We start from the raw sequence: 12,192 nt of genomic DNA on the forward strand, positions 1-12,192 counted from the left end.
CAGTATCTGCCACACCCGAAACTATGGTGGCAGGGAGACTATTCTCGCTATTGCTGGACGCCACGCTAACCTTCAGCGGACAGCCGATATATCGGGTAGTTAGTGAACAATGTGCAATACAACTGTTCGATTACACGATTTGTTCTATTTACATACACTATAGTATATCGGCTCACAGAAATAAGTCGTTAGTCACGACGGGTGAACACGGAATCAACTAATCCGTATCCTACAGCCTCTTCAGCCGACAAGAAACGGTCACGTTCAGTGTCTCTCTCTATTTCTTCAAGAGATTTTCCCGTGTGAAGTGCCATCAGTTCATTCATGCGCGATTTCACTTTTAAAATCTCTCTGGCATGAATTTCAATATCTGTCGCCTGCCCCTGGAAACCGCCCAACGGTTGGTGAATCATTACCCGTGAATTCGGCAAGCAGAAACGTTTACCCTTAGCACCCGCAGTCAACAGGAACGCACCCATTGAACATGCCTGGCCCATACAGATAGTGCTGACATCAGGTTTAATGAATTGCATGGTGTCATAAATTGACATCCCAGCAGTGATCACCCCGCCTGGTGAATTGATATACAAAAAGATGTCTTTTTCTGGATTTTCTGCTTCCAGAAACAGCATCTGTGCCGTAATCAGGTTGGCCATATGGTCTTCAACCTGACCGGTCAGGAAAATAATGCGCTCTTTTAACAGACGGGAGAAGATATCGTAAGAACGCTCCCCACGTGAAGTCTGCTCAACCACCATTGGCACCAGAGCCATGTTAGGTGCAAATTGATCTCGTTCGCCACTGTATGACATTACCGTCTCCTAATAGAATTTACTTTGGCGCCATTCATAACCGATTCTACTTGAGATAAGTAATGATGACTATGTTCATGCATCAAGGTCGCGTGCAAGCCGTCTGGTTACCCAGACACATTCGACGGTGGTAATCAGCCAGTGTTTCATTAACATCTTATATGAACGTCTGTTAGGTTAATTGGGGGATTAATCGTCTTTTTCAAGCCCCTGAGCACTTTTTTTTAACCAAGCGGACGCTCATTATCTTTGCCGTAATCCTGACGCTCTATTGATTGTTCATCTGTTAAGTATTGCATTTCACTTTTCAAATATAGCGCAGATTAGGGCGAAACATGCCAGATTAATCATACTATTGAGTGATTATTGTTACAAAAAGAAAAGCCCGTAGCCAAAGGCTACGGGCTTAATCAGTCAAAAAACCGGATATACCCTTTGTATCAGGAGTTGCAGAGTGCCAGCTACCGACACTCACCCGAATCACTTTACTGCTTTAGCTCATCGGTATTTGTTCAATTGCAACCTACCTGCAACGCCAATTTTTTGGCGATATATTACATCCAGCTTGATGCGCTAAAAAACATTACGCAGCAGTGGTCTGATTCATCAGTTCACTGAAGGTAGTTGGTTTTTCAGTTACTTTGGCTTTAGCCAGCAGTGTTTCTACTGCTTGTTCTTCCAGAGCAACGTTACGCATATTGTTCATCAGCTCTTTATTTTTGCTGTAGAACTCAATCACTTCTTGTGGATCTTCGTAAGCAGATGCCATTTCTTCGATCAGTGCTTTAACGCGATCTTCATCCGCTTTCAGCTCGTGCTGGCTGATAACTTCGCCCAGCAACAAACCAACAACTACGCGACGTTTAGCTTGTTCTTCGAACAATTCACGTGGCAGTTCAGCAGCTTGTTTCTCGTTACCACCAAAACGCTGTGCAGCCTGACGGCGCAGAACGTCGATTTCACCTTCAACCAGTGCCGCTGGAACGTCAATTTCGTTAGCGCTGACCAGGCCGTCAATTGCCTGAGTTTTAACACGGTTGCGCACTGCGCCTTTCAGCTCACGCTCCATGTTTTTGCGCACTTCAGCACGCAGACCTGCTACTGAACCATCAGCAACACCGAAACGCTTGATGAATTCTTCAGTCAGTTCTGGCAGCTCACGCACTTCAACTTTCTTCAACACGATGTCAAATTTAGCTGATTTACCTTTCAGGTTTTCTGCGTGGTAATCTTCTGGGAAGTTTACGTCGATGGTGAATTCTTCACCGGCTTTATGGCCGATAACACCTTCTTCGAAACCTGGGATCATACGACCCTGGCCCATTGCCAGTACGAAATCAGACGCTTTACCACCTTCAAACTCTTCACAGTCGATAGAGCCGGTGAAATCCAGAGTTGCGCGATCTTCTGCAGTCGCAGCAGCGTCAGTTTCTTTCCAGGTAGCTTGTTGCTTACGCAGAGTTTCCAGCATGGTATCAACGTCAGCGTCGTTTACTTCAACAACTGGCTTTTCTACTTCAATGCTTTCCAGATCTTTCAGCTCAACTTCTGGGTACACTTCAAACTCAACGGAATAAGTAAAATCTTCGCCCTGCTTGAATTCACCAGGCACATAGTTTGGTGCGCCAGCTGGGTTGATTTTTTCTTTAATGATCGCATCAACGAAATTACGTTGCATCAGGTCACCCAGAACATCCTGGCGAACAGATGCGCCGTAACGCTGTTCAACGATGTTCATCGGCACATGGCCTTTACGGAAACCGTCGATACGAACACTTTTAGCGGCTTTCACTAATTCGCTTTTTACTGCTTTCTCAATGCTGTCAGCAGCAACAGTAATTGTTACACGGCGGCCAAGGCCTTGAGTGGTTTCAACAGAAACTTGCATCTTGTTACCTCAAAAAAATCACAGTGCTCGGTCAACTCCAGAAGCTGCAAACAAAGCAGCACCATTACCCTTTCAGGAATGATGCTAACTCTGAAAACACCCTCTAAGAACCGGGACGGCCGCATTATACAGAACCGAGTATCCCAGATGTCAGAAGCGTCCCGAAACCATTCCGGAAAAATAAGACGCGACATTATAGCGGCGCACAGGTTATGAGTCGAGGAAAGCAAGCGAATGTTGTCGCGGTAAAATTCACGCGTGAATCGTTCCTTCGGCTAAAACTCCTGTGGCGCACTAAGGAAATAAAGGTGTCGCCTATACAGAAACACAAACGGCCCTGAGGCCGCTTGCTAAATTCTCACCTACTAATACCCTAAATCAGGCCGGAATTACTACTGTTATCCAGCCTGTTTTGGATTAATACTGTCACTTAAGCCAATGTACCTGCTAAGCCAATGTACCTGCGCCACGACAAGATGGAGAAGTTGGTACCGTGTCTTGTAACCCCGCCCACTCTTTCAGCGTGTAGGTATGTAAGGCCAATGCATGAACAGTGCCGGCCAGCTCATCAGCCAACACACTATAAATCGCACGATGGCGGCTGAGAAAGCGCTGATCTTGAAATTTATCGCTGACGATCACAATTTTAAAATGACTTTCAGAACCGGCTGGAACATTGTGGCGATAACTTTCATTAATCACCTCCAAATGATCCGGTTCAAATGCCGCTTTTAGTTTTTCTTCAATTTGTTCCCGAATCAAAATCATCATGTTCTCCTTACCGCTGAGGCAGAAAGCTGCCCACTATCTATCTATTGCAAACCCACTATCTACTGCAATATTAGTTGATTTTCGCTGTTTTATAACATTTCAGATACAAAATATCCCGAATATCTCCCTTCTGCTCATTTAAGGTATAAGGCTAATCTGATAGTCAGGGGAAAAGGTTACTTGTAAGGTCTTTAAGCGAAATGAAAGGTCACAGGGCGAAAAATCACTTTTTTTGCTGAATTTCTCTACATCAGGATCTTCCACCAGCCAATCTCAGTGCTATGATGGCGCGACTGCACATTCGCAAAATAACATGGCAGCTATCCCGCTCTGATTATTAAAGAATTCCATAACTATTGAGAAAGTGAACATGCTAAAGAAAATTCTTTTCCCGCTGTTGGCTGTTTTTATACTGGCGGGTTGTGCTGCCAGTAACAACACTCTGAATGTCACCCCGAAGGTGGTATTACCACCGCAAGATCCAACTCTGATGGGGATTACTATCAGCATTAATGGTGCAGACCAGCGTCAAGATGCTGCACTGGCTAAAGTAAATCGTGAAGGCCAACTGGTGGTATTAACCCCATCCCGTGACCTGCGTTTCCTGTTACAGGAAGTGTTGGAAAAACAGATGACTGCTCGTGGCTATATGATTGGTACCGATGCTCCAGTTGATTTGCAGATTGTAGTAAACCAACTGTTTGCCGATGTACAGGAAGGTAACCTGCGCTACAACATCACCACTAAAGCGGATATTTCCATTACTGCGACCGCAAAAAATGGTAATAAACAGGTTAAAAACTACCGTGCCAGCTACAACGTTCAGGGCGCATTTACTGCAACTAACGAAAAAATCACCAATGCCGTTAATACTGTGTTGAGCGATGTTATTGCAGATATGGCGCAAGATACTAGCGTCAGCGGCTTTATCAAACAAAATGCCCGCTAATCGGTTGTTTGCTTAATATCATTATTACTGCTTAACAGAATGCTTTGCCCCGACCTTGGGGCAGAGCATGTAGGTCTCACATGCCCAATCGCTATTCAAACCTTTTTACCCAACGTAACTCCCTTATTCTTCTGTTGTTGGGGTTTGCTTCCGGCCTTCCTTTGGCCCTTACCGGTGGTACGCTGCAAGCATGGATGACGGTTGAGAACGTCGATCTGAAAACCATTGGTATCTTCTCTCTGGTTGGTCAGGCCTACGTCTTCAAGTTCCTCTGGTCCCCCTTGATGGACCGCTACACTCCCTCGTTTCTTGGCCGTCGGCGCGGTTGGTTGGTGATAAGCCAACTGTTTTTAATCGCCGCGATTATTGCCATGGGCTTTATGGAGCCTGCGAAGCATTTATGGTGGTTGGCGGCAATCGCCGTGTTGGTCGCCTTCTGTTCGGCATCGCAAGATATTGTTTTTGATGCCTATAAAACCGACTTGCTCACCGCAGAAGAGCGCGGTACTGGTGCCGCAGTTTCCGTGCTGGGTTATCGTCTCGCAATGCTGGTGTCTGGCGGGCTGGCGCTATGGATAGCGGATCGCTATCTTGGCTGGCAATCCACTTACTGGTTAATGGCCGGGTTAATGTTAATTGGGGTGTTTGCTACCTTATTGGCTCCTGAACCTGATATCCGTATCGCGCCACCAAAAACGTTGGAACAGGCGATCGTCGCCCCATTGCGTGATTTCTTTGGCCGCAACAATGCATGGCTGATTCTGTTGTTAATTGTGTTGTACAAAATGGGCGATGCCTTTGCCGCGAGTTTGAGTACCACTTTTCTGATCCGTGGTGTTGGGTTTGATGCCGGTGAAGTCGGGTTGGTGAATAAATCATTAGGACTGATTGCCACAATTATTGGCGCACTGTATGGCGGCCTGTTAATGCAACGCCTGAGCTTGTTCCGCGCGTTGATGATATTCGGTATTTTACAAGCTATCTCGAATGTGGGTTATTGGCTGTTATCCATCACTGACAAGAATATCTTCTCCATGGGCAGTGCCATCTTCCTCGAGAATCTGTGTGGTGGTATGGGAACTGCGGCCTTTGTCGCATTGCTGATGACACTGTGTAACAAGTCATTCTCCGCGACACAATTTGCCCTGTTATCAGCGCTGTCCGCCGTTGGGCGCGTTTATGTTGGCCCGATTGCTGGATGGTTTGTTGAAACACATGGCTGGCCATTGTTCTATCTATTCTCTATTGCGGCAGCCATTCCAGGCCTATTCCTACTGTATATTTGTCGCCAAACGCTGGAGCACACCCAGAAAACTGATGAATTTATGCCTCGAACTGCTTTTAAAACCGCTTATCGCTGGGCGCTACGCTTGTTGACGGTTGGCTGCATATTGTTAGCTATATGGCTAATTTTACTGATAAGTAACGCATTGGATTGGACCGCCGCCCCACACGTAGCTGATATGTTGTTGTTACGCGGTATTCAGCTCAGCGTCGTCGGGATGCTTCTGGGTGGAGTATTAGATTATCTGGCACTCAGGCGCGAAAAATTAGCCTAATAAACTGCATTAGATGACAAAGGCCGGTACTTATACCGGCCTTTTTTATGCCAGTAAAATAAGCCACCTGAATCCTTCCTTGCTCACTTATTGATATGAGTCACATATTTAAGTAACAGTTGCACATTGTTATTCACAAAATGAGATCCGCATCACTTTCAACTATTTATCCTTTCGTGCTGTGGGACTATGATGAGCGCACTTTTTGTTAAGGACTGTGTCCTTTTGTTTCCCCTGACATCTTTCAACTACACAGAGGCATTTATGCGTAAAATTCTTATCGGTGCGCTCGCGCTGACAACAGTCACTTTGGCTCCAGTTGCCCAAGCTGAATACCAGTGGGGTTTTGGTAATATCAGCATGAACTATCTTGACTGGACCCGAAGCACTACGCATAAATCAGGGGGTTCATCACATAAAGATGACTTCGCTTATATCGAGTTAGAAGGGGGGGCAGGTTATAGCTGGGGGGAGGTCTATGGTTTCTTTGATCTAGAAAACCCATTTAATTCAAAAACAGCACAACCCGGTGATAATCAGCGCTACACCTTTAAAACTACTGGCCGCTACTATTTAGGTGATACCGGTTTCAATCTGTACGGTCACGTCTATGGTACTTACTCACTACCGAGTGCTGAAGGTAATGATTACAGTAACTTCCACGAAGTGAACACCCTGTACGGTGTCGGCTATAACGCAACGCTAGCGGGCGTGTGGATGAAGCCTTTCGTGGCATTACATTATGTTGATCAAACCTATTATTCAGGTAATAACGGTTATGTGGTGGGTTGGGTTGCAGGTTATGACTTCACCGCGTTTGATGAAAAATTCAGTATTACCAACTGGAACGAGCTTGAATTCAACCGTGCAGAACGCTATGCCGCAGGCAATGGCGGCCGTAACGGTGTGAATGGTGCCATTTCACTGTGGTGGACACCGGTTAAGCAATTTACCACCGGTATTCAGTACCGCTATGCTTATAACAAGTTGGGGGAAGACTTTTTACAAGATGCTATCATTTACTCTATTAAATATAATTTCTAGCTAAATGATTCCGAGGTGGCTATTTAGATCACCTCGGAATATATTTTAATTTACTTTTACACCACATATTATTTACACAAAATAAGTCTATCTACGAATTTAAAATCAGTATTTCCCATGAGTAAAAGGCTAATTACTGTTGTTTTTCCTTAACATCCGCAGTCTGGCAACTATGTCCCACCGCCAACATATTGTTGCTATTAGTAAATTACCACGCAAGGCAACATCTGTGACCCCCTTAACATAAAGTGTCAACAAGCCGCTGACACAATCTTAAGCATGTTTACAGTCTTGCAACCTTCCCGTAAAATGCCCGCACACATGAAACGACAATAGAGCCCTTTTGTAATTGAGGTCGTTAGATGAGACTTAAGAAATACATTAAAAATATGGGTATGTTGTCTTTATTTGCAGCCACTGTAATGCTCAGTGGTTGCGATATGGCATTGATGAACCCCAAAGGCGCAATCGGAGTCGAACAAAAAACACTGATACTTACTGCTATCGGTTTAATGTTGATCGTCGTAGTTCCGGTTATTTTTATGGCGTTTGCTTTTGCATGGAAGTTCCGCGCGTCCAACAAAAGTGCGACCTACACCCCCAACTGGTCCCATTCCAACAAAATTGAGCTTGTTGTCTGGGCTGTTCCAATCATTATCATCGCTATTTTGGCGACGATAACCTGGAAAACCTCCCACGAACTTGACCCGTTCAAACCTATCGTAGTGGCTGGTAAAGAACCGATCACTATTGAAGTGGTTTCCCTTGACTGGAAATGGCTGTTTATCTATCCAGAACAAGGTATTGCTACAGTTAATGAACTGGCCTTCCCTACTGACGTTCCGGTGAATTTCAAAATCACTTCTAACTCAGTAATGAACTCGTTCTTTATCCCTCAGTTAGGCGGGCAGATTTATGCGATGGCCGGGATGCAAACCAAACTGCATCTGATTGCTAACGAACCTGGTAAATATAATGGTATTTCCAGTAGCTTCAGTGGCAAAGGCTTCTCTGGTATGAAATTCACTGCAATCGCAACACCGACGCAGGAAGAGTTCAACCAGTGGGTCGCACAGGTGAAAAAATCGCCGAACACCCTGAATACCACTGACGATTTCAATAAACTGGCTGAACCGAGCGAAAATAACCCGGTTGAGTATTTCTCCAGTGTTAAACCGGAGCTGTTTAAAGGAATTATTGGCAAGTTTATGGGCGATATGAACATGCACCAGAAAGGCGATGATACCCATTCAGGTATGGATATGAGCCAGGGCATGGATATGGGCGAACACGCCGCTCACGCCGGAGCCGAGGAATAAAACGATGTTGGGAAAATTAACACTTGATGCGGTTCCGCTACACGAACCAATCATTATGGTTACCGTTGCTGCAATTGTCCTGGGTGGGCTGGCTCTTGTTGCTGCTCTGACCTATTTCGGCAAATGGAAATGGTTATGGAGCGAATGGCTGACTTCGGTTGACCATAAAAAAATCGGTATCATGTATATCCTGGTCGCCATGGTCATGCTGTTGCGTGGTTTTGCCGACGCTATCATGATGCGTAGCCAGCAAGCACTTGCTTCCGCTGGTGAGGCCGGCTTCCTGCCACCTCATCACTATGATCAGATCTTCACCGCTCACGGCGTTATCATGATTTTCTTCATGGCGATGCCTTTTGTTGTGGGTCTGATGAACGTGGTCGTACCGCTACAAATCGGTGCTCGTGACGTTGCCTTCCCGTTCCTGAACTCATTGAGCTTCTGGTTCTTTGTGGTCGGGGTGGTGTTAATTAACATCTCTCTGGGGGTCGGTGAATTCGCGGGAACCGGTTGGTTGGCCTATCCGCCACTATCAGGTAAAGAGTACAACCCAGGTGTCGGGGTAGATTACTGGATATGGAGTCTACAAATCTCCGGTCTGGGGACCTTGTTGACCGGTGTTAACTTCTTCGCCACTATTTTGAAAATGCGTGCACCTGGCATGTCGATGATGAAGATGCCTGTCTTCACATGGGCGGCACTTTGCACCAACATTTTGATTATCGTTTCCTTCCCGATCCTGACCGTAACTGTCGCGTTACTGACTCTGGACCGTTACCTTGGCACCCATTTCTTTACCAATGATATGGGTGGCAACATGATGATGTACATCAACTTGATTTGGGCCTGGGGCCATCCAGAAGTGTACATTTTGGTCCTGCCGGTGTTCGGGGTGTTCTCCGAGGTTACTGCGACCTTCTCTAAAAAACGTCTGTTTGGTTACACCTCTTTAGTTTGGGCAACCATCGCTATCACCGTATTGTCATTTATCGTTTGGCTACACCACTTCTTTACTATGGGATCCGGTGCCAACGTTAACGCCTTCTTCGGTATAGCTACGATGATCATTTCCATCCCGACCGGGGTGAAAATCTTCAACTGGTTGTTCACCATGTATCAGGGCCGTATTCAGTTTCACTCTGCAATGCTGTGGACCATTGGCTTCATCATCACCTTCTCTATCGGTGGGATGACCGGGGTTCTGCTGGCGGTTCCAGGTGCGAACTTCGTACTGCACAACAGCCTGTTCCTGATTGCCCACTTCCATAACGTGATTATCGGTGGTGTGGTGTTCGGTTGCTTTGCTGGCCTGACTTACTGGTGGCCTAAGTCCTTTGGCTTTACGCTTAATGAGAAATGGGGTATCCGTGCCTTCTGGTTCTGGATAATCGGTTTCTTCGTAGCCTTTATGCCGCTGTATGTTCTGGGCTTTATGGGTATGACCCGTCGTCTGAGCCAAGATATCAATCCAGAATTCCACGCGATGTTGATGGTGGCTGCTGGTGGTGCAGTACTGATTGCCTGCGGTATTTTGTGTCAGGTTATTCAGGTCTTCGTCAGTATCCGTGACCGCGAACAAAATCGTGACTTGACCGGTGACCCATGGGGTGGCCGTACGCTGGAGTGGTCTACCTCTTCCCCACCGCCGTTCTATAACTTCGCCGTAGTGCCTGAAGTTGTTGACCGTGACGAGTTCTGGGATATGAAAGAGAAAGGTGAAGCGTACAAACGTCCGGCGAAATACGAAGAAATCCACATGCCGAAGAATACCGGTGCAGGTGTGATTATTGCTGGCTTCAGCTTGATCTTCGGCTTTGCCATGATCTGGTACATCTGGTGGCTGGCCATTATTGGCTTCGTCGGCATGATTGTTACCTGGATTGTGAAGAGCTTCGACGAGGATGTTGATTACTATGTGCCAGTTGCAGAAGTTGAGCGCATTGAGGATCTTCATCATGAACAAATCAGCAAAGCAGGCGTGAATCATGTCAACTGAAACTCTGACTAACCACAACGTCGCCCATGCAGAGCATGGGCATCACGATGCGGGAGCGACGAAAGTCTTCGGCTTCTGGATCTACCTGATGAGCGACTGTATTTTGTTTGCGACCTTGTTCGCAACCTATGCAGTGCTGGTAAACGGGACCGCTGGCGGTCCTTCAGGGCGGGATATCTTCGATTTGAACTTTGTTCTGGTCGAAACCTTCCTGTTGTTGTTCAGTAGTATTACTTACGGCATTGCGATGCTGGGCATGAACAAAGGCCATAAAAACCAGGTCAACACCTGGTTGGGTCTGACCTTCTTGTTCGGTCTGGGCTTTGTGGCAATGGAAATCTATGAATTCCATCACCTGATTGCTGAAGGCTATGGCCCGGATCGCAGTGCGTTCCTGTCTAGCTTCTTTGCACTGGTTGCCACCCACGGTATTCACGTTACCGCAGGTCTGGTCTGGATCATCATTATGATGATTCAAGTAGCAAAACGCGGATTGAATGAAACCAACCGCACCCGTCTGATGTGCCTGAGCTTGTTCTGGCACTTCCTGGACGTGGTGTGGATCTGCGTATTCACCGTTGTCTATCTGTTAGGAGTCATGTAATGAGTCATCCAACATCTAGTCACCCAACAACGACTCACGGTGGAGCCAGCCACGGTAGCTTGAAGTCATATCTTATTGGCTTCATTCTATCGGTGATTCTGACAGTTATTCCATTCGCTATGGTGATGAGTGGTACCGCCTCTCATACAACTATTCTGGCCACAGTGGTCGGTTTAGCTGTGGTGCAGATTATTGTGCATCTGGTGTACTTCCTGCACATGAATGGATCGTCTGAAGAACGTTGGAATCTGGTGGCGTTCCTGTTCACCGCTATGATTATCGCAATCGTTGTAGTGGGCTCACTCTGGATTATGTACAACCTCAACATCAATATGATGGTTGACTGAAGAGCTGCATGTGATGATTAAGCAATACCTGCAAGTAACTAAACCAGGAATTATTTTCGGCAATTTAATTTCTGTCGTTGGGGGATTTCTCCTCGCTTCCAAAGGCGTGATTGATTACCCCCTTTTTCTCGCCACCCTGATCGGTGTCTCGTTAGTTGTTGCCTCCGGGTGCGTATTTAACAACTATATCGACCGTGATATCGATAGCATCATGGAGAGAACGAAGAATCGTGTCCTGGTCAAAGGGCTTATCGATCCGAAAGTGAGCCTGATTTATGCGTCCGTACTGGGTATTGTTGGCATGCTGTTGCTCTACGTGGCGGCCAATCTATTAGCAATGATGCTGGCGATTATCGGTTTCGTTATCTATGTCGGGGTTTATAGCCTCTACATGAAACGCAAGTCAGTCTACGGAACATTGATCGGCAGCTTGTCAGGAGCCGCACCACCCGTAATTGGTTACTGTGCGGTCACCGGCCAGTTCGATATGGGTGCATTGATTTTGCTGCTGATTTTCAGTCTGTGGCAGATGCCGCACTCCTATGCCATCGCAATTTTCCGCTTTAAGGATTATCAGGCTGCCAACATTCCGGTTCTGCCGGTAATAAAAGGCATATCGGTCACCAAAAACCATATTACCCTGTATATTCTGGCGTTTATGGTTGCGACCCTGATGCTGACATTAAGTGGTTATGCCGGTTATAAGTATCTGGTTGTCGCAGCGGCGGTCAGTGTCTGGTGGCTGGGTATGGCATTACGTGGCTACAAAGCGACCAATGACAGCGTATGGGCGAGAAAACTCTTTGTCTTCTCAATCATTGCTATTACATCATTGAGCGTCATGATGTCAGTCGATTTCAATGTCCCTTCCTCGGTTGGATTACTGACTTACGTCGGGTAACA

11 protein-coding genes are annotated in these 12,192 nt (G+C 46.4%); 8 read left to right on the forward strand and 3 right to left on the reverse strand.

Features of this window, described 5'->3' with window-relative positions; genetic code table 11:
• Nucleotides 1-188: 188 nt before the first annotated feature.
• The 3 genes from clpP to bolA all read right to left on the reverse strand — a co-directional run bounded on the left by clpP (nt 189) and on the right by bolA (nt 3,468).
• The gene (gene clpP, locus V1956_RS19895) at nt 189-812 is read right to left on the reverse strand and encodes an ATP-dependent Clp endopeptidase proteolytic subunit ClpP (protein WP_005272733.1); all 624 of its coding nucleotides are present in this window, start codon (nt 810-812) and stop codon (nt 189-191) included.
• 583 nt (nt 813-1,395) lie between these two features.
• Complete coding sequence (gene tig / locus V1956_RS19900) at nt 1,396-2,700, reverse strand: trigger factor (protein WP_442825552.1); 1,305 nt, start codon at nt 2,698-2,700, stop codon at nt 1,396-1,398.
• Between the two features lie 447 nt (nt 2,701-3,147).
• On the reverse strand, nt 3,148-3,468 hold the full coding sequence (gene bolA, locus V1956_RS19905) for a transcriptional regulator BolA (protein WP_372559839.1): 321 nt from the start codon (nt 3,466-3,468) through the stop codon (nt 3,148-3,150).
• 373 nt (nt 3,469-3,841) lie between these two features.
• On the opposite strand from bolA, the gene V1956_RS19910 reads away from it, so the two are divergent.
• The 8 genes from V1956_RS19910 to cyoE all read left to right on the forward strand — a co-directional run bounded on the left by V1956_RS19910 (nt 3,842) and on the right by cyoE (nt 12,190).
• Nucleotides 3,842-4,420, forward strand: coding sequence for a lipoprotein (locus tag V1956_RS19910; RefSeq protein ID WP_083160027.1), 579 nt, complete (start codon nt 3,842-3,844; stop codon nt 4,418-4,420).
• A gap of 80 nt (nt 4,421-4,500) precedes the next feature.
• Nucleotides 4,501-5,979 carry a muropeptide MFS transporter AmpG gene (gene ampG / locus V1956_RS19915; protein WP_420071247.1) on the forward strand — a complete coding sequence of 493 codons (1,479 nt, stop codon included), beginning with the start codon at nt 4,501-4,503 and terminating at the stop codon, nt 5,977-5,979.
• A 264-nt stretch (nt 5,980-6,243) separates the two neighbouring features.
• A complete protein-coding gene (locus V1956_RS19920; protein WP_372558193.1) occupies nt 6,244-7,023 on the forward strand; it encodes a nucleoside-specific channel-forming Tsx family protein in 780 nt (259 codons plus the stop codon).
• 362 nt (nt 7,024-7,385) lie between these two features.
• A complete protein-coding gene (gene cyoA / locus V1956_RS19925; protein ID WP_083160033.1) occupies nt 7,386-8,342 on the forward strand; it encodes a cytochrome o ubiquinol oxidase subunit II in 957 nt (318 codons plus the stop codon).
• Between the two features lie 4 nt (nt 8,343-8,346).
• The gene (gene cyoB / locus V1956_RS19930; protein WP_372558192.1) at nt 8,347-10,338 is read left to right on the forward strand and encodes a cytochrome o ubiquinol oxidase subunit I; all 1,992 of its coding nucleotides are present in this window, start codon (nt 8,347-8,349) and stop codon (nt 10,336-10,338) included.
• Nucleotides 10,328-10,942 (forward strand): cytochrome o ubiquinol oxidase subunit III, encoded by a 615-nt coding sequence (locus tag V1956_RS19935; RefSeq protein ID WP_083160037.1) that lies wholly within the window; start codon nt 10,328-10,330, stop codon nt 10,940-10,942. The genes cyoB and V1956_RS19935 overlap by 11 nt, the downstream gene beginning before the upstream one ends.
• The gene (locus V1956_RS19940; protein ID WP_032812973.1) at nt 10,942-11,289 is read left to right on the forward strand and encodes a cytochrome o ubiquinol oxidase subunit IV; all 348 of its coding nucleotides are present in this window, start codon (nt 10,942-10,944) and stop codon (nt 11,287-11,289) included. The genes V1956_RS19935 and V1956_RS19940 overlap by 1 nt, the downstream gene beginning before the upstream one ends.
• 13 nt (nt 11,290-11,302) lie before the next feature.
• On the forward strand, nt 11,303-12,190 hold the full coding sequence (gene cyoE / locus V1956_RS19945; RefSeq protein ID WP_083160039.1) for a heme o synthase: 888 nt from the start codon (nt 11,303-11,305) through the stop codon (nt 12,188-12,190).
• The last annotated feature ends 2 nt before the right edge of the window (nt 12,191-12,192 follow it).

The organism is Yersinia sp. 2540 StPb PI (assembly GCF_052217165.1).
Lineage (GTDB): Bacteria > Pseudomonadota > Gammaproteobacteria > Enterobacterales > Enterobacteriaceae > Yersinia > Yersinia enterocolitica_E.